Origin of the sequence: Micromonospora sp. NPDC000121 (assembly GCF_042899165.1) — a bacterium.
GTDB lineage: Bacteria > Actinomycetota > Actinomycetes > Mycobacteriales > Micromonosporaceae > Micromonospora.
The window spans coordinates 349,518-373,903 of the sequence record NZ_JBIAZP010000002.1; the positions used below are offsets into that span (position 1 = coordinate 349,518).

Below are 24,386 nucleotides of genomic sequence, written 5' to 3' on the forward strand. Positions count from 1 at the left end.
CAGAACAGACACCGCGGCGCGCTAGGGAGGCAGGACCAGGTGGTCGCAAGGAGTTCGGAGGTACGGCCGTCGGCCGTACGGCACAGCGCTTCCCCAGGAGCCGGTGGGCGCCGGGGGCGTGGTGCTGGTCGGCTCGCCGGGCTCGGTCTCGGCGGGGCGGCGCTGCTGGTCCTGCTCACGGGCTGCGACGTCGGCGCCACGTTCGGCGGCTTCGGCTGGCCGCAGGGCGGCATCTCGCCCGAGTCGCACCGGATGTACGACCTGTGGATCGCCTCGTGCATCGCGGCGCTCGCGGTCGGCGTGTTCGTGTGGGGCCTGATCTTCTGGTGCATCGTGCGCTACCGCAAGCGGGGCAACGAGCTGCCGGTGCAGACCCGTTACAACATGCCGATGGAGTTCCTCTACACCATCGCGCCGATCCTGATCGTCTCCGTGCTCTTCTACTACACGGCGATCGTGCAGACCGACGTGAACAAGACGACCAAGAACCCCGACGTCACCGTCGAGGTGGTCGCCTTCAAGTGGAACTGGCAGTTCAACTACCGCGACGGCCAGGGCAAGGACGCGAACACCGTCGCCTCGGTGCTCGGCACCAGCGAGGTCATCCCGGTCCTGGTGCTCCCGACCGACCGGTCCATCCGGTTCGAGGAGACCAGCCGCGACGTCATCCACTCCTTCTGGGTGCCGGAGCTGCTGTTCAAGCGGGACGTCATGCCGGGCAAGATCCGCAACGTGTTCGAGGTCTCCAAGCTCGACACCGAGGGCGCCTACGTCGGCCGCTGCGCCGAGCTGTGCGGCAGCTACCACGCGTTCATGAACTTCGAGCTGCGGGTCGTCTCGCCGGAGAAGTACGACCAGTTCCTGGCGGCCAAGCGGGACGGCAAGTCCACGCAGGAGGCGCTGACGGCCATCGGCGAGGAGCCGTACGCGCAGACCACGCGGCCGTTCGAGACCCGTCGCACCGAGGCCAACTTCAACCCGGACGCCGCGCCGGCCGGTGCGGGAAGCTGAGGGGGCGGGCATGAAGACCGAATGGCGCATCTTCCTGGTCATCGCCGGGTTCCTGCTCTTCGCCACCGTCCTCTACGGCGGCTGGACCGCCGCCGACTCCGGTGGCCAGGTCGAGTGGGTCGGCACTGTCGGACTGCTGCTGAGCTTCCTGCTCTGCGCGATGTGCGGCGGCTTCTTCTGGTTCGTCTCGCGCCGGATCGACCTGCGGCCGGAGGACCGGCCGGACGGTGAGATCGCCGACGGCGCGGGCGAGATCGGCTTCTTCAGCCCGGGCAGCTACTGGCCGTTCGGCCTGGCGCTGGCCGCCGCGCTCACCGGCTTCGGCCTGGTGTTCTGGCAGTTCTGGCTGCTGGGCGTCGGTGCGGTGGCGGTCATCTTCGCGGCCTGCGGCCTGCTGTTCGAGTACTACACCGGCACCCGGCGCACCGCCGAGCACTGAGCTGGCGGCCGACGACGGCCCCCGCGCGTGACGAAGGCCCGCCTCCCCGAGGGGAGGCGGGCCTTCGCGGTGTCCGCCGGGGGTCAGGCGGCGCGGCGGTGGGGCGACGGCTGGCGGCGTCGCTGCGCCAGGCGCGGGGCGCGGAAGGCGAACGTGGCGACGAGCACGGCTTCGCCGCAGCCCGTGCAGGCCAGCTCGGGGCAGTCGGCGCCGTGCCCGTCGACGCACGGCGGCGCCTCGAACGGCTGAACGCCCTCGCAGGTGTCGCAGTAGAGCTCGCGCTCCGACACGGGCGTCTCCTCTCGCTCCGGTCCGTCGGGGCGCGCGGCGGAACTGCCGCGCCGGCGCGGCGCACGACGGATGTGCTGTGGTGAACAGCGCATGATGGAAGTGGAAAACTACTCAGTTGTAGTTTCCCACGGGGGTCCGACAACTTTCCCGCGCCTCCCGGCGCGGCGGGGGCGGCCGCGCGTGGTCAGTCGGCGCGGGCGACCTCGATCCAGCGGTCCAGGACGCGGGCGGCGGCCCCGGAGTCGACGGACTCGGCGGCCCGGTCCATCCCGGCGCGCAGCGCCTCGGTGAGGTCGCCGTCGAGGGGAGCCTGGGTGGCCAGCGCCGCCGCCGCGTTGACCAGGACGGCGTCGCGTACCGGGCCGGTCTCGCCGGCCAGCAGCCGGCGCACCACGCCGGCGTTGTACGCGGCGTCTCCGCCCCGCAGGTCGGCCAGGGTGGCCCTGGGCACCCCGAGGTCGGCCGCGTCCAGCAGCGCCTCCCTGACGGTGCCTGCCTGGATGGCCCAGACGCGGGTCGGCGCGGCCGTGGTGAACTCGTCCAGCCCGTCCTCACCGCGCATCACCAGCGCCGAGTCGCCCCGGGCGGCGAAGACGCCCGCCATCACCGGGGCCATCCGGAGGTCGAAGCAGCCGACCGCGGCGGCCCGTGGCCGGGCCGGGTTGGTCAGCGGGCCGAGGAAGTTGAAGAAGGTGGGCACGCCCATCTCTCGGCGTACCGGGCCGGCGTGGCGCATGCCGGGGTGGTAGCGGGCCGCGAAGCAGAAGCCGATGCCGGCCTCCGCGACGCACCGGGCCACCCCCTCCGGCCCCAGGTCCAGCGGGACGCCGAGGAACTCCAGCACGTCCGCGGTGCCGCAGGAGGAGGACGCCGCCCGGTTGCCGTGCTTGACCACCCGGACCCCGGCGCCGGCCACCACCAGCGAGGCCATGGTAGAGATGTTGACCGTGTGCGCGAGATCACCGCCGGTGCCGACCACGTCGAGGGCCGTGTCCCGCAGCGCCTCGGGCAGCTCGACCGGGACCGCCCGGCCGAGCATCGCCTCCACCAGGCCGGCCAGCTCGGCCGAGGTCTCACCCTTGGCGCGCAGCGCGACGGCGAAGCCCGCTATCTGCGCCGGGGCGGCAGCGCCGGACATGATCTCGCCCATAGCCCAGGCCGTGTCGGCGGTGGAGAGCTCCTCCCCGCGCAGCAGCGCGGCGAGCAGGTGCGGCCAGGTCCGATCGCCCATGGCGGGCCTCCCGAGCGTACGAGTGCGGGTGGGATGGAACCGGCGCCGGGTGGGTCCGGCGCCGAGACGGGGCCGGAGCGGGGACGTCAGGCGGGGGCGTGCGTCCGCAGCAGCTCGGCCACCGTGGTGCCGGTGGTCACCGGGTCGAGCGGGTGCACCAGGGTGGCGTCGACCTCGGCGTAGGCCGCGAGCCATCGGTCGGCGGCGCGGGCGATCACCACGCAGGTCGGGGGAGCGTCGTCCCGGTCGTCCTTGATCTGCCGGGCGATGCCGATGCCGCCGCCCGGGGTCGCCTCGCCGTCGAGCAGCAGCAGGTCGATCTCGTAGTCGTCGACGAGCCGGACGCACTCCGCGTAGGTGGACGCGTCGACGAACTCGATCCGCAGGCCGGGCGCGGGGCGCGTGCCGACGGCGAGCCGCATCCGGTCACGGACCTGCGGGTCGTCGCTGTAGAGCAGGACGGTGCAAAGACGATCGCTCATGCCGGCACTCCGCTTCGCTCCGTGCCGTCATGAGGCACCATTGCACTGCGCTTGATGATTCGTTCGCTGCGCTCACTCATTGGCTGGACTGGCTCCCACCTCGTAGCTGCCCGGATGATCCTACCGGTCGGTGTGAGGTGCGCGACGTCCGCCCGTCGGCGCTGCCGGGGCGCAGGTCAGGCGGGCGACTCCGCGGCCCGCTGGCGGGCCTCCTGGCGGTCCAGGTCGCGGTCGATCCGACGGGCCTCCCGCTCGGCGTGGCGCATCCACTGCACGACCAGCACGGCCAGCATCGTGACGCTGACGAACTCGCCGCCGGCCCAGAGGATGCCGCCGGCGACCACCTGGTCCTCCCAGGGGTCGGACCAGGTCAGGCCGAGCGACGGGTACCAGTCGCCGCCGAAGAGCGTGCTGCTCTGCATGATGGTGAGCCCGAGCACCGTGTGGAACGGCACGGAGAGCAGCATCAGCAGCGCCCGGCCCGGGTACGGCCAGCGCCCCGGCAGCGGGTCGAGGCCGAGCAGCGGCCAGAAGAACACGCAGCCGGTCAAGATGAAGTGCGCGTGCACGACCTCGTGCGCCCACACGTGTTCGAGCGTGTAGCGGTACAGGTCGGTGAAGTAGAGCGCGAACGGGTTGACCACGAAGATGGCGAACGCCACCAGCGGGTAGCTGTAGATCCGCGCGACCCGGCTGTGCACGATCGCCAGCAGTCGCTTGCGCGGCCGCAGCGGCAGGGTGCGCAGGGCCAGCGTCACCGGCGCGCCCAGCGCGAGGAAGATCGGCGAGATCATGGAGAGCACCATGTGCTGGACCATGTGCACCGACAGCAGTGCCGTGTCGTACGCGTGCAGGCCGCTGACGGTGACCGCCGCGATCCCGCCGAGGCCGGGGCCGAGGAAGAACACCGTCCGGGCCACCGGCCACCGGTCGCCCCGGAGCCGCAGCCGGTGCACGCCGTAGAGGTAGATGCCGGCGGCCAGCACCAGGCCGACGGCCAGCCAGCTGTCCAGCCGGGTCTCGGTGAACACGGAGGTAACGGTGAACGGCGGCGGGGTGGCCGCGGCCACCGTCGGCGCGGCGGCCGAGGTTGCGGTGGAGATCGGATCGACGTGCAGCACGCTTTTCAGCCTAGGTCAGGCGAACCGGACGACCCCGATCGGGCTGCCGATGCCACGGGTTTGCCACCCCGCTGATCGCCGGCCCCGGTCAAGGGCAATAATGACCGCGTGACTGCGGCCCCAGCCATTGACAAGAGCCGGATCCACTCCCTGACCCGACCCAACATGGTCAGCGTCGGGACGATCGTGTGGCTCTCCAGCGAACTCATGTTCTTCGCGGCGCTGTTCGCGATGTACTTCTCCATCCGCGCGGCAGCGCCGGAGCAGTGGGCGGAGCACACCGCGCACCTCAACATCCCGTACGCGACCACCTTCACGGTGATCCTGGTGTTGTCGTCGGTGACCTGCCAGCTCGGTGTGTTCGCCGCCGAGAAGGGTGACGTCCACGCCCTGCGGCGCTGGTTCACGATCACCTTCGTGATGGGCCTGATCTTCGTGCTCGGTCAGGTCAACGAGTACCGCGAGCTGGTGCACGAGGGCATCAAGATCAACTCGGACGGTTACGGGTCGATGTTCTACCTGACCACCGGGTTCCACGGTCTGCACGTGACCGGCGGTCTGATCGCCTTCATCATCTTCATGATCCGCACGACCATGGGCCGGTTCACGCCGGCGCAGGCAACGTCGGCGATCGTCGTGTCCTACTACTGGCACTTCGTCGACGTCGTGTGGATCGGGCTCTACGCCATGATCTACTGGCTTCAGTGATCTTGGCGCGTCACGAATCGCGCCGCTGCTCCGTCCCCTGAGACAAGGTCCAACCGGTTAAGGACACAGGTCATGACTTCTGACAACGACCGCCGACGCGGTCTGCTCGCGCGGCTGCGCGAGCGGCCCGCGGCGCGCAGCAGGGGCCGCCGCCGGCTGGGTGCCGCGGTCCGGCTGTTCGCCGCGCTGATGCTGGCCGGCGGCGCCTACACCGTCTTCGCCCCCGGCGTGCAGGCGCAGGACGCCCCGCTCACCGGCGCCGCCGCGGAGGGCAAGGCGCTGTTCGACGTGAGCTGTGTGACCTGTCACGGTCGCAACGCCCAGGGCGTCGAGGGCCGCGGGCCGAGCCTGATCGGCGTCGGCGCGGCCTCGGTCGAGTTCCAGGTCAGCTCCGGCCGGATGCCGATGGCCCGCCAGGAGGCCCAGGCGCAGCGCAAGCCGGAGCTGTTCACCGACGAGGAGATCCGCCAGCTCGCGCAGTACGTCCAGGAGCTCGGCGGCGGTCCCGTCCTGCCCGACGGTGAGAACCTCCACGAGGACGGCAACATCGCCGCCGGCGGTGAGCTGTTCCGGATCAACTGCTCGCAGTGCCACGCCTTCGGCGGTGGCGGCGGCGCCCTGTCCTCCGGCAAGTACGCCCCGAGCCTCCAGCCGGCCAGCGACCGGCAGATCTACGCCGCGATGCTGAGCGGCCCGCAGAACATGCCGGTCTTCGGCGACAACCAGATCTCCCCGGAGCAGAAGGCGGACATCATCGCCTACATCCAGGAGACCCTGAAGCACGACCAGGACCCGGGCGGTTTCAACCTCGGTCGGTACGGGCCGTCCACCGAGGGTCTGGCGATCTTCCTGGTCGGCATCGTCGCGCTCGTCTTCGCGAGCCTGTGGATCGCGGGGAAGTCGTGACCGGGCGGATCATCCGATTCAGTGCTGTGGTGCCGGGGTCCGGCACCGCCCGTAGCGAGGTGACGGCATGACCACGCACACCGAGCACCAGGCCCAGCAGGGCCGGGAACCGCTCGACGTGAGGACCCCCGGGCTCAGCCAGTTCGACATCGTCCGTGAGGGCGCGCGCCGGGACGACATCGAGATCGTCCACTACGAGCCGCAGGTCGCCCCGGGCAGCAAGGCCGAGCGCCGGCTGACCCGCACGGTCGCGTCGTTCTTCCTGCTGACCGGGCTGGCGGCGACCGCCTTCCTGGTGGTCTACATCTGGTGGCCGTGGGAGTACGCTCCCGGCCGCGGCGGCGACAAGTGGTACACCCCGCTGCTCGGCGTCACCCTCGGCGTGGCCCTGCTCGGCGTCGGCTTCGGCATCCTGACCTGGGGCAAGAAGCTGCTGCCCAAGGAGGTCTCGATCCAGGACCGGCACGAGGGCGCCGTCAGCGAGGACGACCGGATCATCACCGGCCAGACCATGCTCTACATGGCCGACGAGCTGGGCGTGAAGCGCCGGCCGCTGCTCGGCATCTCGCTGCTGGCCGGTCTCGCGCCGGTCGGCGCGGTGGCCGCCGCGCCCCTGGTCGGTGGCCTGATCTCGCAGCCGCACAAGAACAACCAGATGTTCACCACCGGGTTCGCCCCGACCGAGGGCGGCGGCAAGGTCCGGCTGGTCCGCGAGGACGGCCGTCCGGTCCGCCCGGCGGACATCAGCGCCGGCGGCCAGATCACGGTCTTCCCCGGCATCGACCACGGCGTCAGCAACCTGCACGCCGACTCGCCGACCCTGCTGATCCACCTGCGGGACAGCGACGCGCAGGAGTCGCGCCGGGCCAACGAGCGGGTCGGGCACGGCGACTACATGTGGGGCAACTACGCCGCCTACTCGAAGATCTGCACGCACGCCGGCTGCCCGGCGAGCCTGTACGAGCAGCAGACCAACCGTCTGCTCTGCCCGTGCCACCAGTCGCAGTTCCTGATCACCGACAACGCCCGGCCCATCTTCGGTCCGGCCAGCCGGCGACTGCCGCAGTTGCCGATCGAGGTGGACTCCGAGGGCTACTTCGTGGCCAAGTCCGACTACACCGAGACCGTCGGGCCCGACTTCTGGGAGCGGCCGTGAAGCGGCGCAAGTTTGACATGGCAGCTGTGCCGGCGAACACCGCCCGGGGAGTGGACGACCGCTTCCAGGTGGCCACGCCGCTGCGCCGGCTGCTGAACAAGGTCTTCCCGGACCACTGGTCCTTCCTGCTCGGCGAGATCGCGCTCTTCTCGTTCATCGTCCTGCTGCTGACCGGTGTCTTCCTGACCTTCTTCTTCGAGCCGGCGATGACCGAGGTGGTCTACAACGGCAGCTACGCCCCGCTGCGGGGCACGCCGATGTCGGCCGCGTACGCCTCCAGCCTGGACATCTCGTTCGACGTCCGCGGCGGCCTGATCATGCGGCAGATGCACCACTGGTCGGCGCTGCTGTTCATGGCCGCGATCGTGGTGCACATGCTCCGGGTCTTCTTCACCGGCGCGTTCCGCAAGCCGCGTGAGACGAACTGGATCATCGGCTCGCTGCTGTTCTGGGTCGGCTTCCTGGCCGGCTTCACCGGCTACTCGCTGCCGGACGACGGTCTCTCCGGCACCGGCCTGCGGATCGCCTCGGCGATCATGCTGTCCATCCCGGTGATCGGCTCCTGGGTCACCTCGTCGATCTTCGGCGGCGAGTTCCCCGGCACCATCATCATCAGCCGGTTCTACATCGCCCACGTGCTGCTCATCCCGGGTCTGCTGCTCGCGCTGATCAGCGTCCACCTGGGCCTGGTCTTCAAGCAGAAGCACACCCAGTGGCCCGGCCCCGGCCGGACCAACGGCAACGTGGTCGGCGAGCGGATGTTCCCCCGCTACGCGATCAAGCAGGGCGGCTTCTTCATGGTCGTCTTCGGCGTGATCGCGCTGATGGGCGGTCTGTTCCAGATCAACCCGATCTGGCTGTTCGGCCCGTACGAGGCGTGGGTGGTCTCGGCCGCCAGCCAGCCCGACTGGTACGTCATGTTCCTCGACGGCTCGACCCGCCTGATGCCGGCCTGGGAGATCAACATCCCGATCGGCGACGGGTACGTGATCCCGCCGCTGTTCTGGCCGACGGTGGTGCTGCCGGGCATCCTGGTGGGGCTCTCCACGCTCTACCCGTTCCTGGAGGCCCGGCGCCTCAAGGACACCCGCAGCCACAACCTGCTCCAGCGGCCCCGGGACGTGCCGGCGCGCACCGCGGTGGGCGCCATGGCCCTCGCGTTCTTCGTCGTGCTGACCCTGTCCGGCGCCAACGACGTCATCGCCGACAAGTTCCAGATCAGCCTGAACGCGATGACCTGGGCCGGCCGGATCGGCCTGCTGGTGGCGCCGCCGCTGGCGTACTACATCACCTACCGGATCTGCCTCGGTCTGCAGCAGCACGACCGTGAGGTGCTCGCCCACGGCGTCGAGACCGGCATCATCCGGCGACTGCCCGACGGCCGGTTCGAAGAGGTGCACCAGCCGCTCAGCGCGGCGGACCACGACGGCCACGGCGCGCTCGAGTACGCCGGCTGGGTCGTCCCGAAGAAGATGAACCGGCTCGGGGCCCTCGGCCCGGCCATCCGGGGCTTCTTCTACCCGATCGAGAAGCCGGCCGAGGCGCCGGTCTCGCCGGGCCACCCGCCGGTCGAGCCGCGGCCCGACCGGGAGCAGATCGGCAGCGGCGAGAGCCGTCGCTGACCTCGCGACACCCGACGTGGCGCCCACCGGAGTCCTCCGGTGGGCGCCACGTCCGTTTCCGCCCCTCCGGCGGGTCCACGCGTGGCGTGTCATCCCTCGCCCCCCGGGGCGGGGATCGCAGGAATAACCCCGGTCAGCCGGGTATCCGTGCGGTCCAACGTCTCATGGGGGAGGAAGCATGTTGGGTATCAAACGCCTCGGCCTGCTGGCCGCGCTGGTGCTGGTGGGAATCGCGCCGGCAGCGGCGGCGCAGGCCGCGGTGCAGCCGTCGCAGCAGGACACCCAGTACCTGCAGGCCATCCATCAGGTGAACCTGTTCGAGATCACCGTGGGTGACCTGGCCCAGGAGAAGGGCCAGAACCAGGGGGTCAAGGACCTGGGTGCCCGGTTCAAGACGGACCACACGCAGCTCGACGAGACGGTGCAGCAGACCGCTTCCCAGCTCGGGGTGCAGTTGCCGGACGAGCCCACCGCGGACCAGCAGTCCGTCATCGACCAGCTGAACAACGCCAGCGGCGAGGAGTTCGACCGGCTCTGGGTGACCAGCGAGCTGTCCGGCCACGTCCAGGCCATCCAGGCCACCCAGACGGAGATCTCGCAGGGCTCCGACCAGACGGTGGTCCAGCTGGCCCAGACCGCCCTGCCGACCCTGCAGGCGCACTACGACGCGCTGGTCCAGCTCGCCGAGCAGCTGGGCATCCCGGTTCCGCAGGCCAGCGGCACCGCCACGCCGAGCCCGGGCGGCACGACGCCGGCTCCGGGCGGCACCACCGAGACCCCGGCTCCGGGCGGCACGACCGAGTCGCCGGCTCCGGGCGGCACCACCACCGAGTCGCCGGCTCCGACGCAGAGCTGACGTCGCCGTACGACGACGGCCGGTCCACCCGCGGGTGGACCGGCCGTCGCGCGTCCGCGCCGGACCCGGCCGGCGTCCGGGGTCAGTCGGCGTTCGCGAGCCCGATCGCGAACGCCTCCTCCAGGTCGTGCTGGGAGTACGCCCGGAAGGCGATGTGCGACTCGGTGTTCAGCACCCCAGGCACCTTGGAGATGCTGCCGGCGATCACCTGGGCGATCTGGTCGAACTCCCGGACCCGGACCATGGCGATCAGGTCGACGTGGCCGGCCACCGAATACACCTCGCTGACGCCGGGCAGGGCGGCCAGGGATTCGGCCACCTCGGGGATGGAGTCGGTGGCGCAGTCGATCAGCACGATCGCGGTGATCACGGGACATTTCTCCGTTCGTCGGCGTCGTCGCCCATGCTAGATGCTCGTCGGATCCCGGGACGGGGGTGTGGCCGGGACGGTGAGGGTGGCGCCCGCGCGGATCGCGTCGCGTAGGCGCTCACCGGGTCGGACGGTGGCGCCCGGCCAGACGACGGCACGCTCCACGTCGCCGTGCACGACCGCGCCGGCGCCGACCACCGCCGCCCGGCAGCGGCCGGTCACCGTGGCTGTGGGCGCCACCAGGTTGCCGCCCCCGGCCGCGTGCAGGTTCGCGGCCAGGTAGTCGGCCGGGGTGCCGGTGTCGTAGAACGTGCCGGGGTAGGGCACGACGGTCAGCCGGCCGGCCGCCTCGGCCGGGCGCCAGACCGCCCGGACCAGGTCGCCGAACTCGACCGGCAGATCCCGCACCAGCCGCCACGGCAGCAGCGAGAAGCCGGTGAACACGTGGCCGTCGAAGGTGCCCGGCGCCGCCGGGTCGGCCGCGGGCTGGCCGAGCAGGCGTACAGAGTCGCCGTCCCAGTCGCGCAGCAGCGCGGCGATGTCCGGCCCGGGGGGCCGCGCGGGGTCGGCGAGGTAGGCGTCGGCGTTGCCGACCAGCACCCCGCGCCCGGCGATCCAGTCCCGCAGGTTCGCCACCCCGCCGGCGGTGCCCAGCGGCGCGCCCGGCTCGACCGAGAGGTGGGTGCGATCCCCGACGTGCGCGACGACCTGCGCGCCGAGGTAGCAGGCGTTGACCGCGACCCGGTCCGGCCCGGTCAGGCCGAGCCCGGCCAGCCGGTGCAGCGCCCGGTCCAGCAGCGGCACGTTGCCCACGGGGCAGAGGGCCTTCGGCAGCCGCTCGGTCAGCGGCCGCAGCCGGGTGCCCTCACCGGCGGCGAGCACCACCGCGCAGACGTCGGCCGGGACGGCGGTGGCGACGACGTCGACCGGCTCGGCGGTGGCCGCGCGGTGGTCGGCCCGGTCGGCGTTCACGGCCGCGTGTCGGGCACCGGGGGCGGGAACTGGCCGGCCAGCGGCCCGATGTCGTAGTACGCGAGCAGCCGGGCGGTCGGCCAGGTCAGCTTGGGCAGGTCGTCCAGCGGGTGCCAGGCGGCCTCGAAGACCTCGGCGCCGTCGACCTTCAGCTCGGTGGTCGACGCCGGTACCTCGGCGGTGAACACCACGTCCACCCAGCCCTTGGCGTGCACGATCGCGTTGGGGACGGCGGGGCTCAGCTGGCGGGGGGAGAGCCGGATGCCGGACTCCTCGTACAGCTCCCGGGCGGCCCCCACCACCGGCGCCTCGCCCTTCTGCAACAGGCCGGCGGGCAGCCCCCAGCCCCTGCCGGGCGGCTGGCGCAGCAGCAGCAGCCGGCCCGCCCCCTCGGCCTCGGCGTCGCGGACGAGGGTGACCGCGCCGACGATGTACTTCGGCACGGCCAGCCGGACCAGGCGGCGCCGCACCGGCAACGGCAGCCGGTAGAAGACCTGGTAGGCGACGGCCCGGCCGGTGGCGCGCGAGCGGGGGATCATGAGTCCAGGCTAGTGGCCCCGAGGAACGTTCGGACGACCCGGTCCCGGCGGGCGGTCACTGCCGGTGGTCCACCAGGTCGATGAGCTGGCGTACGACCGTGTCCGGCTCGATGACCCGGTCGAAGACCGCGACCAGCAGCGTCTCCAGGTCGGGGTAGCCCAGCTCCTCCGACAACCGCAGCAGCGGCAGATCGCTGGCCAGCCCGCGGTCGTGCTTGCGCAGCGCCAGCCCGATGGTGGCCCGGCCGAGGCGAACCTTGTCGATGATGGAGATGCCCGGCTCGGTGTGCTCGGCGAACCACCGGCTGATCTGCATCTGCGCGTGCGGCGACTTGACGAAGCCGAGCCACTCCCGGCGCGGGCCGCGGGGGGCGACGTCGGCGTCGAAGCCGTTCGCCGCGTCGGTCTCGGTGAAGATCTCGACCACGTCGCCCTCCTCCAGCGCGGAGGAGAGCGGGGCCAGCCGGCCGTTGATCCGCGCCGCCAGGCAGTGGTCGCCGCGCTCGGTGCCCAGCTCGTACGCCAGGTCGACCGGGGTCGCCCCGGCCGGCAGCACCACCTGCCGCCCGTCGGCGAAGACCTGGATCTGGGTCTCCGCGAGGTCGCAGCGCAGCGACTCGAGGAACTGTGCCGGGTCGGCCGCGTCCTGCTCCCAGTCGAGCACCCGGCGCAGCCAGTCGAGCTGCTCCGCGCAGGCGGCCGTGCCGCCGCCCGGGCGCGGGAAGCGGAAGTCGGCGGCGACGCCGTACTCGGCCGAGCGGTGCATCTCCTCGGTGCGGATCAGCACCTCCACGGTGCGGTCCTTCGGCCCGCAGACGCTGGTGTGCAGGGAACGGTAGAGGTTGTTCTTGGGGGAGGCGATGAAGTCCTTGAACCGGCCGGGGACCGGCCGCCACAGGCCGTGCACCGCGCCCAGCGCCGCGTAGCAGTCGGTGGCCGGGCCGTCCACCACGATCGCGATGCGGGGCAGGTCGTAGGGGGCGGTGTGGCCGCCGGCCACGGTGTCCTTCCAGATCGAGTAGAGGTGCCGGGGACGCGGGGTCACCTCGGCGTCCACGCGGTTGCGGCGCAGCGCCGCCTTCGCCCGGGCGACCACCTCGTCGAGGTACGCGTCCCAGCCCGGCCGGTCGTGCACGTGCCGGGCGATGCGGGCGTGCTCCTCCGGCTCCAGGTGCAGCAGCACCACGTCGTCGAGTTCCCGCTTGAGCAGTTGGATGCCCAGCCGGTCGCAGAGCGGGACCAGCACCTCCTGCGTCTTGCGGGCGATCCGCTCCCGGGACGCGGCGGACCGGACGCCCAGGGTGCGCATGTTGTGCAGCCGGTCGGCCAGCTTGATGATCAGGACCCGGACGTCCTTGCCGGCCGCGATGATCATCTTGCGGATCGTCTCGGCCTCGGCGGCCTTGCCGTAGAACGCCTTGTCGAACTTGGTCACCCCGTCGACCAGGTGCGCCACCTCCCGCCCGAAGTCCTCCGCGAGCGCCTGGAGCGTGTAGCGGGTGTCCTCCACCGTGTCATGCAGCAGCGCGGCGACTAGGGTGGTGGCGTCCATGCCGATCTCGGCGCAGATCTGGGCCACCGCCAGCGGGTGGGTGATGTAGGGCTCGCCGCTCTTGCGGAACTGCCCGCGGTGCATGCTCTCCGCGATGGTGTAGGCCCGACGCAGCATGGAGGGCTCGGTGCCGGGGTGGATCGTCCGATGGGTCCGGACGAGGTGGCTGACCGGGTCGGTGTCGGCGGTCGGCCAGCTCAGCAGCGACCGGAGCCGGCGGGCCAGCGGCAGCTCGCCCGGTTGGGTCGGAAGGGCGCCCCCCAGGGCGGCGCCGCGTCCGGCGTCGACGTCCACGTGGGACACCTCCTCACCCCGGCCCCACGGTTGCCGAGACCCCGGCAACCGGGAGCAGGCCCACGAAACGGGCAGGACTGCACTTCTCTAACAGCCTAAGCGAGTCGACGTAGTCCGATCGGTCAGTTGGTCATGAGCGTTCGGTCGAGAGTTGGTGGGACGCGGCGTTCTCGGCCTTGCTCAACAGGTCGCGGAAACGCGCCGCGCCCGCCACCGGGGACGCCCATCCGGAGGACATCTCGACCAGCCGGGTCTCGGGCCGTTCCAACCAGGACAGGATGCGTTCGGTCTCCTCCGCCGAGGCGCGCGGGACCGGGCCGTGGCCGGGCGGCACCGTCTCGGCGGTCGCCCGGATCGCAGCGATCGTCGGTCGAGGGTGGACGCCGGGCGGCGACACCCCCGCCCCGGCCAGCCGGCCGTGCCGCACGAGGGCCAACTCCCAGCCGCCCCGGGCGGCCGGGCGGGCCGCGGCCAGCTCGGCGATCCCGGTCAGCGCGGCCAGCCGCTGCATCCGCACCGTCGCCCGCAGCACCGCGGCCAGCCGCGAACGCACCACCGCCGCCTCCTCGTAGCGCTGGTCGCGGGAGAGCACCTCGATCCGGGCCAGCAGCGCGTCGACCACCGGCTGCGGGTCGCTGGCGGTCGCGGTGCGGAACGGCGAGACGGCGCGGACGTCGTACTCCTCCGGGGTGATCCGGTGCTCGCAGGGCGCCGGGCAGCGACCCAGCTCGGCCAGCGCGCAGGCCGGCGTGACCGTGCGCAGCGAGAGCCGGTGGGTGCACTGCCGCAGCGGCACGGCGTCGTGGAAGCCGGCGGCGGCCAGCTCCGCCGCCCGGCGGGAGCTGAACGGGCCGAGGTAGCCCGTGTCGCCAGGGGAGAGGGCCCGCACCACCGAGAGCCGGGGGTAGGGGCCGTCGGTCAGCTTCAGCCAGACAGCCCGCTCCGGGAACTTCGACCGCCGGTTGTACGGCGGCGCGTGCGCCCCGATCAGCCGCAGCTCGCGGACCTCCGCCTCCAGCGAGTGGGCGCACTCGACCGCCTCCACCCGCTCGGCCGCGGCGAGCATCTCGGAGATCCGGGCCCGCTTCTCGGCGGCGGTGAAGTAGCTGCGCACCCGGGTGGCGATGTCGCCGGAGGTGCCGACGTAGAGCGGCCGGTCGTCGGCGGCCCGGAAGATGTAGACCCCCGGCGCCTTGGGCAGCCCCTCCGCCAGGTGCCGCTTGCGCCGCTGGGTCGGGGTGACCGCCCGGGCGAACTCGATGGCGTCACCGATCGTGTCGACCCGGTGCCCGCCGAGCCGGGCGATCAGCCCGTGCAGCACGTCGACGGTGGCCTTGGCGTCGTCGAGCGCCCGGTGGGTCGGCTGGGTGGCGGTGCGGAAGTACGCCGCGAGCGTGCCGAGCTTGCGGTTGGGCACCTCGTCGCGGGTCAGCACCCGGCGGGCCAGCGCGGCGGTGTCGAGCACCCGGGGGTTGGGCCAGCGGTAGCCGTGCTTCGCGCACGCGGCCTTGAGGAAGCCGACGTCGTAGGGGGCGTTGTGGGCGACCAGCACGGCGTCGGAGACGAACTCCAGGAAGCTCGGCAGCACCTGCTCGATCGGCGGGGCCGGGACCAGCATGGCCTGGGTGATGCCGGTGAGCACCGTGATGAACGGCGGGATGGGCACGCCCGGGTTGACCAGGGTGGCCAGCACGCCCAGCTCCTCGCCGCCGCGCACCTTCACCGCGCCGATCTCGGTGATCCCGCCGCCGTCCGGCGCGCCGCCGGTGGTCTCCAGGTCGACCACCACGAACGTCGTCGCGTAGAGCGGCAGTGCGGGGTCGACCCCGCCCGCGCCGGGGTCGAAGCCGGCCAGCGGCTCCTGGACGTACTCCGTCTGTGCCATCGGCGGCACGCTAGCGTCCCGGTCCGACACTCCCGTCCCACCGGCACCAGGCGTCACCACCGGTCTAGGATGAGAGATCGGCTCACTCACCGGGCGGTGGGCCCGGTCGCGGTGGGAGACTTGCCACATGCCCCTCACCGAGCCGCACGACGACCGCCTCCCGCTGGAGGAGTCGGTCGACGCTGCGCGCGCCGCCGGTGGGGTCGGCCCCGACGAGGGCGGTCTGCCCGCGGCGCTCGAGCCCGGGTCCGAGGCCGCCGCTGTTGAGCCCGCCGCTGGTGGGGCCGGTCGCGAGGCGGCCGAAGGGTCCGTCGCGGACGGGCCGGCGGACGACGGGTCCCCGCGTGAGGGGACCGTGCCCGACGGGCCGGCGGACGACGGGTCCGCGTCCGAGGGAAGCGCGTTCGAGGGGTCGGCGGACGACGGGTCCGCGCCCGAGCCGGAACCGGTGCTGCCCGAGCCGGTCCGCCAGCGGATCGTGGCGCTCACCGCCGCCGTGCTGCCCGGGCTGCCCGCCGACGAGGTGCCGGTGCCGCTGCGCCGGGTCGCCAAGTTCGCCCCCAACCGTCGGGCCCGGCTCGGCGCGCCGGCGATCGCCGCCCAGCTCACCGGTGATCCGCTGTTCCGGCAGCGGATCACCGCCCGGGTGCTCGCCGACACCGGCGACCTGGGTGCGGCGGTGCTCGAGGGCACCGCGCCCGCCGCCGCCGACCCGGTCGAGGTGGCCGCGCTGGCCTACCTGGCCCGGCCCCGGGGGTGGCGGGAGCTGATCGAGGCCAGCGGCGCGGCGGTGCGCGCGGAGGCCGACAGCGCGGTCGTCGCCGAGCTGGTCCGGGAGGCCGAGCAGCGGGCCACCCGCGCCGAGCACGACCGGGCGGTGGCCCGGGTGGAGGCCGAGAAGCTCCGCGACGAGCTGGCCCGGGTGCGCGAGGAACTCGGGCAGTTGCGCGAGGAGAGCCGGCAGCTGGGCCGGTCGCTGCGCGAGACGCAGGCCCGCGAGCGCAAGGCCAACGAGCTGCTGGCCACCGAGCGGGGCCGGGCCGCCCGGGCGGCGGCGGACGCCGACGCCGAGCTGCGCCGGGTCCGGGCCCGGCTGGCCGAGGCGGAGGCGGCGGCCGGGGTTGCCCGGGCCAGCGCCAAGGAGGCCCGGTCGGTGGACGACGCCCGGCTGTGGCTGCTGCTGGAGACCATCGGGCAGGCGGCCGTCGGGCTGCGCCGCGAGCTGGCGCTGGACCCGGTCGACAAGCTGCCCGCCGACTTCGTCGCCGACGCCTTCGCCGACCAGACCGCCTCCCCGGCGGCCGGCGCCGCCACCCGTGCCCGGGACACCGACGACCCCGCCCGCCTCGACCAGTTGCTGGCGCTGCCCCGGGCCCACCTCGTCGTCGACGGCTACAACGTCACCAAGCGCGGCTTCGGCGAGATGTCACTGGAGCAGCAGCGCAAGCGGCTGATCACCGGCCTGGGCGGGATCGCCGCGCAGACCGGCGACGAGGTCACCGTGGTCTTCGACGGCGCGGAACGGATGCACGGGCTGCCCCCGTCGCCGCGCGGGGTGCGGGTGCTCTTCTCCCGCAAGGGCGAGACCGCCGACGAGCTGATCCGGCGCCTGGTCCGCGCCGAGCCGCCGGGCCGGCCGGTGGTGGTGGTCTCCTCCGACCGGGAGGTCGCCGACGGCGTACGCCGGCACGGCGCGTATCCGCTCGGCGCCGACTCGCTGTTGCGCCGCCTGGCCCGCTCCTGATCGCCGCGTCAGGCGGCCCGGTGGCCGGTGGCGGCTGCTTGATCGGGTTCGGGGGCGTCCGCGACCGGTTGTCCGGTTCTGTCGTACCCCTCCCGTAGCGTCGGGATGACCGACGGTGGTCGGGCGGTGACGTCGGTGTTCCGCCCGCCGCCGCTGTGCATCGGGAGGCGAGATGCTCATCGACTGCGACGGGTGCGGTGTGCGGGGCGACGGCTGCGCCGACTGCCTGGTGACCGCCCTGTTCGACGCGTCACCGGCCGACGGGCTGGGCGGGGCCGAGGTCCGGGCGATCGAGGTGTTCGCGCGCGCCGGGTTCGAGGTGGAGGTGCTGCCCGAGCCCCGGCGTCCCGCCGGCCGTCCCCGGCCCGGCCGCCGCCGGGTGGCCTGACCCGGGTCGACCGGTCACCGCCTGCGCCCGGACCGGAGTCGGGGCGCAGGCAGGGGATCAGCGGACCAGTTCGCGGTTGTAGAGCCGCCGCGCCCAGAGATAGCCGACCAGCGCGATGCCGGCGCACCAGGCCGCCGCGATCGCGGCGTTCGTCCCCACCGGGCCGCCCGTCAGGAGCCCGCGCAGGGTCTCGATGATGGGGGTGAAGGGCTGGTACTCGGCGAACTGCCGCAGCCCGGCCGGCATCGAGTCGGTGGGCACGAATCCGCTGCCGACGAAGGGCAGGTGGGTCAGCGGCATGGGCAGGTTGCTCGCCGTCTCGACGCTCTCGGAGACCAGACCCATCGCGACCGAGAGCCAGGTGAACGCGAAGGTGGTCATGGCCAGCACGCCGGCGGCCGCCAGCCAGGCCGGCGCGTTCGCGGTGGGCCGGAACCCGATCAGCAGGGCGACCCCGGTGACCACCGCCAGGCTGAGCATGGTCTGCACCATGCTGCCCAGGACGTGGCCGGTCAGCACCGACACCCGGGCGATCGCCATGGTCCGGAACCGGGCGATGATGCCCTCGGTCATGTCCATGGCGACCGACACTGCCGTCCCGGTGGCCCACAGGCCGGTGGTTATCAGCAGGATCCCCGGGGTGGCGTAGTCGACGTAGTCGCCCCGGTCGCCCGAACCGCCGCCCAGCCCGTCCGGCCGGGGCGGGCGCCGCCGACGCGGGCAATAGGATGGGCGCTCACGGCGGGAGGGAGCGGCGCATGACGCGGGTACGGCGCGGTGGCGGCAGCCCCGCCGCGATCGTCGGCGTGGCGGGCCCCCGACGGACGCGGGCGGTGCCGACGGCGGGCCGCCGCGCGGTGCCGGGAGGGCCCCGGTGAGCCCGCGCGGCTGGGCGGTGCTGAGCCTCGTCGGGCTCACCCTGGCCCTGGTGGTCGCGGCGGCGCTGCTGATCCCGTGGCACCGGCCGCCGGCACCCCGCGCCGACCAGCTCGCCGCGCTGGGCGACCTCCCCGCCGACCAGGTGGCCCGCGGCCGGGAGTTCCGCTCCGCGCTGCGCCCCGCCGGCTGGGCCGCGCTGGGCGTCGGCCTGCTGGTCGCCATGGCGCTCGGCCTCACCCCGCTGGGCAGCCGCCTGGTCGAGCTGGCCGGCCGCCCCTTCGGGGGCCACTGGGTCGCCCAGGCCGTGCTCGGCGGGCTCGCCGTGGTACTCGTCGCCGACCTGGTCACCCTCCCGTTCGCCGCCTGGCGCCAGAGCGTGCTCACCCGCTACGGGCTCGCCACCAACGGCTGGAGCGGCTGGACGGTCGACCTGCTCAAGTCGTACGCGGTCAGCGCCGTCATCGGCGCGGTGGCGCTGCTCGGCTTCTACACCGTCATCCGGCTGTCGCCGCGCTGGTGGTGGGCGTTCGGCGCGGCCGGCGCGGCGACCCTGGTGGTGCTGCTCTCCTTCGTGCTGCCGGTGCTGGTGGAGCCGGTGTTCAACAGGTTCACCCCGATGGAACAGGGCCCGCTGCGCACCGAGCTGATGACGATGGCGGCCCGCGACGGCGTCCCCGTGCGCGACGTGCTGGTCGCCGACGCGTCGCGGCGCACCCGGGCGGTGAACGCGTACGTCTCCGGGCTCGGACCGACCCGGCGGGTGGTCGTCTACGACACGCTGCTGCGCGAGGCGACGCCGGCCGAGGTGACCGCCGTCGTGGCGCACGAGCTGGGGCACGCCAAGGACCGCGACGTGGCGGTCGGCACGCTGACCGGGGCGCTGGGCGCCGCCGCCGCGGTGGTCGCGCTCTACCTGATCGGATCCTCCGGCCCGCTGCTGCGGCTGGCCGGCGTCGACTCGGTCGCCCAACCGCGCGCGTTCCCCCTACTGATCGCCCTGGTGACGGTCGCCGGGCTGGTCTCCGCCCCGGTGCAGGCGCTGATGTCGCGGCGGGTGGAGGCGCGCGCCGACGCGCACGCGCTGGCCCTGACCGGTGACCCGGCCGCCTTCGAGGCGATGCAGCGCCGGCTCGCCGGGATCAACCTCGCCGACCCCGATCCGCCGCGCTGGGAATACCTCTACTCCGCCACCCATCCGTCCACGGTCGAGCGGATGGCCGCCGCCCGCGCCCACGCCAGGGAGGCCGGCCGATGAGCCGTACGCTGCTGATCACCAACGACTTCCCGCCCCGCCCGGGCGGCATCCAGTCCTTCGTGCACAACCTCGCGGTGCGCCAGGCCGCCGGCTCGGTGGTCGTCTACGCCTCGACCTGGCGCGGCGCGGAGAAGTTCGACGCCGACCAGCCCTTCGAGGTGGTCCGGGAGCGCACCGGCGTGCTGCTGCCCACCCCGCTGGTGGCCCGCCGGGCCGCTCGGCTGGCCCGGACGTACGACTGCGACACGGTGTGGTTCGGCGCGGCGGCCCCCCTCGGGCTGCTCGCCGCCGGCCTGCGCCGCCGCGCGGGCATCCGCCGGGCGGTGGCGCAGACCCACGGGCACGAGGTCGGCTGGGCCGCGCTGCCGGGCGCCCGGGCCGCGCTGCGCCGGATCGGCCGCGGTGTGGACGTGACCACCTACCTGGGCGAGTACACCCGGGTGCGGCTGGAGCGGGCGCTGCACGGGGTGACCGAGCTGCACCGGCTCGCGCCAGGGGTGGACGTGGAAACCTACCATCCCTCGGTCGACGGCGAGCCGGTGCGGCGTCGGCTCGGACTGGCCGACCGCCCGGTGGTGGTCTGCGTGTCCCGGTTGGTGCCGCGCAAGGGCCAGGACATGCTGATCCGGGCGATGCCCGAGATCCGACGGCGGGTGCCCGACGCCGCGCTGCTGGTGGTCGGCGGCGGGCCCTACCGGGCCACGCTGGAGAAGCTGGCCCGCCAGGCGGGGGTCGAGCGGGACGTGGTCTTCACCGGCTCGGTGCCGTCGGCCGAGCTGCCCGCCCACTACGCCGCGGGTGACGTCTACGCGATGCCGTGCCGCACCCGCAACCGGGGCCTGGACGTCGAGGGGCTCGGGATCGTCTACCTGGAGGCCTCCGCGACCGGCCTGCCGGTGGTGGCCGGCGACTCCGGCGGCGCGCCGGACGCCGTCCGGGAGGGCGAGACCGGGTTCGTGGTGCGCGGCCGGGACGTCGCCCAGCTCGCCGACCGGGTGGCCACGCTGCTGGCCGACCGGGACCTGGCCCGGCAGTTGGGCGCGGCCGGTCGCGCCTGGGTGGAGCGGGAGTGGCGCTGGGAGACCCAGGCGCAGCGGATGGCGGCCCTGCTGGCCGGCTGACGCCCGCCCGCGACCGGGAGTGCGGGAGCCGGACCGGCGCCCGCCTACGGCCACCCGTGCCCGGTTGCCCGTCGGGTGGGGCAGGTCGACAGTGGTCGGACCGGGCGTCGTCGGTGGGGTGGCCGGCGGTCAGCGGAGGCGTTCGAGGATGCGTTCGGCCGAGTCCGGGCGGCCGAAGTGCCAGCCCTGGGCGGCGTCGCAGCCGATCGCCCGCAGCCGCTCCGCCTGCGCCGCGGTCTCCACGCCCTCGGCGGTGACGGTCAGGTCCAGCGCGTGCGCCAGGGACACGAGTGAGGCGAGGATCCGTTCGTCGGCCCGGCTCTCCGGCGCGCGCAGCCCGGCCACGAACTGCCCGGCCACCTTCAGCTCGGTCACCGGCAGGTCCCGCAGGTACGCCAGGTTGCAGTAGCCGGTGCCGAAGTCGTCGATGGCGATCCGGACGCCGAGGTCGGCCAGCACCCGCAGCGCCCGGACGGGCTCCTCGGCGGTGCTCATCATGGTGCTCTCGGTGATCTCCAGCTGGAGCCGCTCCGGTGGCAGGCCGGTGCGCCGCAGCAGCTCGCGGACCTCCTGGACCAGGCCGGGGCGGCGGACCTGCCGCACCGCCAGGTTGACGCTGACAAAGGGGGCCGTCCCAACACCGGCGGACCAGCTACCCGCCTGCCGGCACGCCTCGGCCAGCACCCACCCGCCGAGCGGGACGATGAGTCCCGTCTCCTCGGCCAGGCCGATGAAGCTGTCCGGTCGCAGGACGCCCAGCTCCGGGTGGCGCCAACGCACCAGCGCCTCCACGCCGACCATCCGGCCGTCGCGCAGCGAGGTCAGCGGCTGGTAGTCGAGGTAGAACTCGCCCCGCTCCAGGGCCGCCGGGATGGCCGCGGAGAGCGCGTACCGGGCCAGCTCCTGACGGTCGCGGTCGGCGTCGTAGAGCGCCCAGCGGGCGCCGCCGGCGGCCTTCGCCCAGTGCAGCGTGCTGTCGGCCGCCCGCATCAGGTCACCGGGGGAGGTGCCGGCAACCTGCCGCTCCACGATGCCGATGCTCGCCGACACGCACAGCTCGTGCCCGTCCACCAGCACCGGCTCGCGCACCGCGGCCAGCGCCGCCTCCGCCGCGGCGACGACGTCGTCGGTGCCGGCGGTGCGCTCGACCAGGACGACGAACTCGTCGCCGCCGAGCCGCGCCACCAGGTGCCCGTCGAGGGCCCGGCGGAGCCGGTCGGCAACGGCGGCCAGCAGCCCGTCGCCGACCTGGTGCCCGTGCGAGTCGTTGACCACCTTGAACCGGTCCAGGTCCAGGAAGCAGACCCCGACGCGTTCCGGGCCCGGGCCGGGGGATTCGATCGCGGCGCTCAGGCGCTCCGTGAACAGCGCGCGGTTGGGCAGGTCGGTCAGCGGATCGTGGGTCGCCTGGTGGCGGAAGCGGGCCTCGCTGGCGCGCAGCGCCCGTTCCGCCTGCGCCCGGGCGGTCATCGCGGCCCGCCGGATCGACTCCTGCTCGTCCAGCGTCCGGTCCCGCAGCGCCCGGGAGTATCCGATGGACACCGCGGCCAGCAGCCGGGCCAGCCGGTCCCCGACCTCCTCGCCGACCAGCCCGAGGTCGCGGGCCAGCCGGAGCTGGACGACCTCGACCGTCCGCCCCAGCGCCTCGGGCGACGCGATGTGCGCGGCCACCAGCTCCGTGCCGACCCGGTGCCCGACCCGCAGGTCGAACGGGTCGGCCAGCAGCGCCGCCGCGAGCTGGTCGGTGAGGCGTTGCAGCAGCGCTTCCAGCTGGGCCTGGGTCATCGGCAGGTAACTGGTGCCGGAGACGGCCTTGGCCCACGCCCGGGCGAACGCCCCCGGGTGCGACGGATGTCGCACGACCGTCCCGGGCGGCACGGCGAGCGCCGCACCCGGCGGCTCACCCATCGAGCCGCCCGACGCCGCCGATGAAAGCCGCCCGTTCGGCGTCCTCGGCGTTGTCGGCGGACTCCGGGCGCCACTGCGGCACCCAGACCACGCCGGGCTCGACCAGCTCGAAGCCGTCGAACAGGGCGGTCAGCTCGTTCCGGCCGCGGATCCACAGGGGATTGTCGGTGCGCCGGTAGACGCGCTCGGCGTCGGCCCGCTCCTCGTCGCCGCGGCCGTCGGCGCTGGCCTGCGAGAGTACGAGGTAGCTGCCCGGCGCCAGCGCCTCGCGCAGCGTCCGCAGCAGCTCGGCGGGCCGGTCGTCGTCGGACACGAAGTGCAGCACCGCCACGATCATCACGGCGATCGGCCGGTCGAAGTCGAGCAGCCGGCGGACGTCGGGGTGGGCGACGATGCGCTCGGCATGGCGCAGGTCCTCCTGCACCACCGCGGCGCGGTCGTTGCCCTCGAGGAGCTCCCGGCTGTGCGCCACCGCCACCGGGTCCACGTCGACGTAGACGACCCGGGCGTCGGGGGCCTCGCGCTGGGCGATCTCGTGCACGTTGCCGACGGTGGGGATGCCCGAGCCGATGTCCAGGAACTGCCGCACGCCGGCGTCCAGGAGGAACTGCACCGCCCGGCGGAGGAAGGCCCGGTTGGCCTGCGCCATCAGCGGCGCCTCCGGCACGGCGGCCACCATCGCCTGGGCCGCCGCCCGGTCCACCGCGAAGTTGTGCGAGCCGCCGAGGTAGTAGTCGTACATGCGGGCCACGCTGGGGCGTTCGATGTCGATCTCGTCGGGTGCCCAGTCCGGCCGCTGCATGCGCTCATCCCTCGTGTCGGCGGTGCGGACGACGTCGCCCGCGCCGGTATTCTGCCGGTTGCCCGGCGGGGAGACCATAGCGCGCCGCTCCGCGAGATGACGATGTCGGTCGATGCGACGACAGGCCCGCGCCGGCGGGCGCGGGCCTGTCGGTGGTGCGTCGCTGGGCTCCCGGAGGGAACCGCTCAGAACTTCGGGGCGTCCGGAGCCTCGAGCAGGCCCAGGCGCAGCGCGGTCATCAGCGCCTGTGCCCGGTTGGCCGCGCCCAGCTTCTCGTAGAGCTTCGAGATGTGGGTCTTGGCGGTGGACTCGCTGACGAAGAGCTGCTTGGCGATGCCCGCCACGCTCATCCCGTCGGCGAGCAGCCGCAGCACCTGGCCCTCGCGGGGGGACAGCTGCGGCCCGGACGGGGCCAGCCGGCGCTTCATCGCCTCGGCCAGATCGGCGGCGGTGAAGGCGCTGGGGGAGGAGGCGGCGTGCCGGGCGGCGGCGACGACCTCGTCGGCCGGCGCGGTCTTGGGGACGAAGGCGCTCGCCCCGGCCTCCAGGGCGCCGAAGAGCTGGTCGTCGCCGGCGTACATGGTGAGCACGACGATGCCCATCGAGGCGCTCGACTTGCGCAGCGCCCGGGTGGCCTCCAGGCCGCTGCCGTCGGGCAGCCGCAGGTCCATGATCACCACGTCCGGCTGCAGCGCACCGGCCTGGCGTACGCCCTCCGCCGCCGTGGCGGCCTCGCCGACGACCTCGAACTGCCGGTCACGCTCGAACGCGTGCCGCAGGCCCTTGCGGATCAGATCGTGATCGTCGACAAGGAGGACCTTGGTGCGGGTGGCCGGTGTCGGACTTGTGGTCAT

The 24,386-nt window shown here is 73.5% G+C and carries 24 protein-coding genes; 11 read left to right on the forward strand and 13 right to left on the reverse strand.

Translation table 11 applies throughout. From position 1 onward, the window contains the following. Positions 1 to 39: 39 nt before the first annotated feature. Both coxB and ACFY23_RS07680 read left to right on the forward strand, forming a co-directional pair. Positions 40 to 1,011: a cytochrome c oxidase subunit II gene (gene coxB / locus ACFY23_RS07675; RefSeq protein ID WP_350682101.1), complete on the forward strand. Its 972-nt coding sequence runs from the start codon at positions 40 to 42 to the stop codon at positions 1,009 to 1,011. A 10-nt stretch (positions 1,012 to 1,021) separates the two neighbouring features. Continuing rightward, positions 1,022 to 1,450 carry a cytochrome c oxidase subunit 4 gene (locus ACFY23_RS07680; RefSeq protein WP_350682099.1) on the forward strand — a complete coding sequence of 143 codons (429 nt, stop codon included), beginning with the start codon at positions 1,022 to 1,024 and terminating at the stop codon, positions 1,448 to 1,450. 83 nt (positions 1,451 to 1,533) lie between these two features. Here the strand turns inward: ACFY23_RS07680 and ACFY23_RS07685 are convergent, their stop codons facing one another. The 4 genes from ACFY23_RS07685 to ACFY23_RS07700 form a co-directional block, all read right to left on the reverse strand. Beyond that, a complete protein-coding gene (locus tag ACFY23_RS07685) occupies positions 1,534 to 1,740 on the reverse strand; it encodes a hypothetical protein (RefSeq protein WP_350682097.1) in 207 nt (68 codons plus the stop codon). 185 nt (positions 1,741 to 1,925) lie between these two features. Then, a complete protein-coding gene (gene trpD / locus ACFY23_RS07690; protein ID WP_350682095.1) occupies positions 1,926 to 2,972 on the reverse strand; it encodes an anthranilate phosphoribosyltransferase in 1,047 nt (348 codons plus the stop codon). Positions 2,973 to 3,058: 86 nt separating this feature from the next. Further along, positions 3,059 to 3,454, reverse strand: a complete 396-nt coding sequence (locus ACFY23_RS07695) for a hypothetical protein (RefSeq protein ID WP_350682093.1) — start codon at positions 3,452 to 3,454, stop codon at positions 3,059 to 3,061. Between the two features lie 176 nt (positions 3,455 to 3,630). Then, complete coding sequence (locus ACFY23_RS07700) at positions 3,631 to 4,575, reverse strand: cytochrome c oxidase assembly protein (RefSeq protein WP_350682092.1); 945 nt, start codon at positions 4,573 to 4,575, stop codon at positions 3,631 to 3,633. Between the two features lie 108 nt (positions 4,576 to 4,683). Between ACFY23_RS07700 and ACFY23_RS07705 the strand changes: the two genes are divergently transcribed. From ACFY23_RS07705 to ACFY23_RS07725, 5 genes are all read left to right on the forward strand, one after another. Next, positions 4,684 to 5,283 carry a heme-copper oxidase subunit III gene (locus tag ACFY23_RS07705; protein WP_350682090.1) on the forward strand — a complete coding sequence of 200 codons (600 nt, stop codon included), beginning with the start codon at positions 4,684 to 4,686 and terminating at the stop codon, positions 5,281 to 5,283. Positions 5,284 to 5,355: 72 nt separating this feature from the next. Further along, positions 5,356 to 6,189, forward strand: coding sequence for a cytochrome c (locus tag ACFY23_RS07710; RefSeq protein WP_350682088.1), 834 nt, complete (start codon positions 5,356 to 5,358; stop codon positions 6,187 to 6,189). A 67-nt stretch (positions 6,190 to 6,256) separates the two neighbouring features. Continuing rightward, on the forward strand, positions 6,257 to 7,345 hold the full coding sequence (locus ACFY23_RS07715) for a Rieske 2Fe-2S domain-containing protein (protein ID WP_350682086.1): 1,089 nt from the start codon (positions 6,257 to 6,259) through the stop codon (positions 7,343 to 7,345). Beyond that, positions 7,342 to 8,967: a cytochrome bc complex cytochrome b subunit gene (locus ACFY23_RS07720; protein ID WP_350682084.1), complete on the forward strand. Its 1,626-nt coding sequence runs from the start codon at positions 7,342 to 7,344 to the stop codon at positions 8,965 to 8,967. The genes ACFY23_RS07715 and ACFY23_RS07720 overlap by 4 nt, the downstream gene beginning before the upstream one ends. A gap of 178 nt (positions 8,968 to 9,145) precedes the next feature. After that, on the forward strand, positions 9,146 to 9,823 hold the full coding sequence (locus ACFY23_RS07725) for a DUF4142 domain-containing protein (RefSeq protein WP_350819060.1): 678 nt from the start codon (positions 9,146 to 9,148) through the stop codon (positions 9,821 to 9,823). A gap of 82 nt (positions 9,824 to 9,905) precedes the next feature. Here the strand turns inward: ACFY23_RS07725 and ACFY23_RS07730 are convergent, their stop codons facing one another. The 5 genes from ACFY23_RS07730 to ACFY23_RS07750 all read right to left on the reverse strand — a co-directional run bounded on the left by ACFY23_RS07730 (position 9,906) and on the right by ACFY23_RS07750 (position 15,435). Beyond that, positions 9,906 to 10,193 carry an Lrp/AsnC ligand binding domain-containing protein gene (locus ACFY23_RS07730; protein WP_350686133.1) on the reverse strand — a complete coding sequence of 96 codons (288 nt, stop codon included), beginning with the start codon at positions 10,191 to 10,193 and terminating at the stop codon, positions 9,906 to 9,908. 36 nt (positions 10,194 to 10,229) lie between these two features. After that, positions 10,230 to 11,078, reverse strand: coding sequence for a sugar phosphate nucleotidyltransferase (locus tag ACFY23_RS07735; RefSeq protein WP_350686143.1), 849 nt, complete (start codon positions 11,076 to 11,078; stop codon positions 10,230 to 10,232). 83 nt (positions 11,079 to 11,161) lie between these two features. Beyond that, the gene (locus ACFY23_RS07740) at positions 11,162 to 11,704 is read right to left on the reverse strand and encodes an NUDIX domain-containing protein (RefSeq protein ID WP_350686134.1); all 543 of its coding nucleotides are present in this window, start codon (positions 11,702 to 11,704) and stop codon (positions 11,162 to 11,164) included. Positions 11,705 to 11,759: 55 nt separating this feature from the next. Further along, the gene (locus ACFY23_RS07745; protein WP_350686135.1) at positions 11,760 to 13,550 is read right to left on the reverse strand and encodes an HD domain-containing protein; all 1,791 of its coding nucleotides are present in this window, start codon (positions 13,548 to 13,550) and stop codon (positions 11,760 to 11,762) included. A 130-nt stretch (positions 13,551 to 13,680) separates the two neighbouring features. After that, on the reverse strand, positions 13,681 to 15,435 hold the full coding sequence (locus ACFY23_RS07750; protein ID WP_350686136.1) for a DEDD exonuclease domain-containing protein: 1,755 nt from the start codon (positions 15,433 to 15,435) through the stop codon (positions 13,681 to 13,683). Between the two features lie 127 nt (positions 15,436 to 15,562). On the opposite strand from ACFY23_RS07750, the gene ACFY23_RS07755 reads away from it, so the two are divergent. Both ACFY23_RS07755 and ACFY23_RS07760 read left to right on the forward strand, forming a co-directional pair. Then, on the forward strand, positions 15,563 to 17,179 hold the full coding sequence (locus ACFY23_RS07755; RefSeq protein WP_350686137.1) for an NYN domain-containing protein: 1,617 nt from the start codon (positions 15,563 to 15,565) through the stop codon (positions 17,177 to 17,179). Positions 17,180 to 17,351: 172 nt separating this feature from the next. Further along, complete coding sequence (locus tag ACFY23_RS07760) at positions 17,352 to 17,567, forward strand: hypothetical protein (RefSeq protein ID WP_350686138.1); 216 nt, start codon at positions 17,352 to 17,354, stop codon at positions 17,565 to 17,567. 57 nt (positions 17,568 to 17,624) lie between these two features. Here the strand turns inward: ACFY23_RS07760 and ACFY23_RS07765 are convergent, their stop codons facing one another. Next, positions 17,625 to 18,485 carry an ABC transporter permease gene (locus tag ACFY23_RS07765; RefSeq protein ID WP_350686140.1) on the reverse strand — a complete coding sequence of 287 codons (861 nt, stop codon included), beginning with the start codon at positions 18,483 to 18,485 and terminating at the stop codon, positions 17,625 to 17,627. Here ACFY23_RS07765 and ACFY23_RS07770 point away from each other — a divergent pair. Both ACFY23_RS07770 and ACFY23_RS07775 read left to right on the forward strand, forming a co-directional pair. Continuing rightward, entirely contained in the window at positions 18,442 to 19,701 is a 1,260-nt protein-coding gene (locus ACFY23_RS07770) for a M48 family metallopeptidase (protein ID WP_350686141.1), read from the forward strand. The genes ACFY23_RS07765 and ACFY23_RS07770 overlap by 44 nt on opposite strands. Further along, positions 19,698 to 20,822: a glycosyltransferase family 4 protein gene (locus ACFY23_RS07775; protein ID WP_350819059.1), complete on the forward strand. Its 1,125-nt coding sequence runs from the start codon at positions 19,698 to 19,700 to the stop codon at positions 20,820 to 20,822. The genes ACFY23_RS07770 and ACFY23_RS07775 overlap by 4 nt, the downstream gene beginning before the upstream one ends. A 129-nt stretch (positions 20,823 to 20,951) precedes the next feature. Here ACFY23_RS07775 and ACFY23_RS07780 read toward each other — a convergent pair whose 3' ends face one another. From ACFY23_RS07780 to ACFY23_RS07790, 3 genes are all read right to left on the reverse strand, one after another. After that, complete coding sequence (locus ACFY23_RS07780; RefSeq protein ID WP_350686383.1) at positions 20,952 to 22,730, reverse strand: bifunctional diguanylate cyclase/phosphodiesterase; 1,779 nt, start codon at positions 22,728 to 22,730, stop codon at positions 20,952 to 20,954. Beyond that, positions 22,723 to 23,532, reverse strand: a complete 810-nt coding sequence (locus tag ACFY23_RS07785) for an SAM-dependent methyltransferase (RefSeq protein ID WP_350686382.1) — start codon at positions 23,530 to 23,532, stop codon at positions 22,723 to 22,725. Before ACFY23_RS07785 ends, ACFY23_RS07780 begins: the two co-directional genes overlap by 8 nt. Positions 23,533 to 23,717: 185 nt before the next feature. Next, on the reverse strand, positions 23,718 to 24,386 hold the full coding sequence (locus ACFY23_RS07790; protein WP_007072219.1) for a response regulator transcription factor: 669 nt from the start codon (positions 24,384 to 24,386) through the stop codon (positions 23,718 to 23,720).

Coding starts and splice junctions, on each gene's coding strand:
- ACFY23_RS07785 (WP_350686382.1), bottom strand. CDS start 23,532: ATGCAGCGGCCGGACTGGGCACCCGACGAGATCGACATCGAACGCCCC.
- ACFY23_RS07780 (WP_350686383.1), bottom strand. CDS start 22,730: ATGGGTGAGCCGCCGGGTGCGGCGCTCGCCGTGCCGCCCGGGACGGTC.
- ACFY23_RS07695 (WP_350682093.1), bottom strand. CDS start 3,454: ATGAGCGATCGTCTTTGCACCGTCCTGCTCTACAGCGACGACCCGCAG.
- ACFY23_RS07790 (WP_007072219.1), bottom strand. CDS start 24,386: ATGACCACAAGTCCGACACCGGCCACCCGCACCAAGGTCCTCCTTGTC.
- ACFY23_RS07680 (WP_350682099.1), top strand. CDS start 1,022: ATGAAGACCGAATGGCGCATCTTCCTGGTCATCGCCGGGTTCCTGCTC.
- ACFY23_RS07740 (WP_350686134.1), bottom strand. CDS start 11,704: ATGATCCCCCGCTCGCGCGCCACCGGCCGGGCCGTCGCCTACCAGGTC.
- ACFY23_RS07755 (WP_350686137.1), top strand. CDS start 15,563: ATGCCCCTCACCGAGCCGCACGACGACCGCCTCCCGCTGGAGGAGTCG.
- trpD (WP_350682095.1), bottom strand. CDS start 2,972: ATGGGCGATCGGACCTGGCCGCACCTGCTCGCCGCGCTGCTGCGCGGG.
- ACFY23_RS07775 (WP_350819059.1), top strand. CDS start 19,698: ATGAGCCGTACGCTGCTGATCACCAACGACTTCCCGCCCCGCCCGGGC.
- ACFY23_RS07710 (WP_350682088.1), top strand. CDS start 5,356: ATGACTTCTGACAACGACCGCCGACGCGGTCTGCTCGCGCGGCTGCGC.
- ACFY23_RS07750 (WP_350686136.1), bottom strand. CDS start 15,435: ATGGCACAGACGGAGTACGTCCAGGAGCCGCTGGCCGGCTTCGACCCC.
- ACFY23_RS07715 (WP_350682086.1), top strand. CDS start 6,257: ATGACCACGCACACCGAGCACCAGGCCCAGCAGGGCCGGGAACCGCTC.
- ACFY23_RS07725 (WP_350819060.1), top strand. CDS start 9,146: ATGTTGGGTATCAAACGCCTCGGCCTGCTGGCCGCGCTGGTGCTGGTG.
- ACFY23_RS07760 (WP_350686138.1), top strand. CDS start 17,352: ATGCTCATCGACTGCGACGGGTGCGGTGTGCGGGGCGACGGCTGCGCC.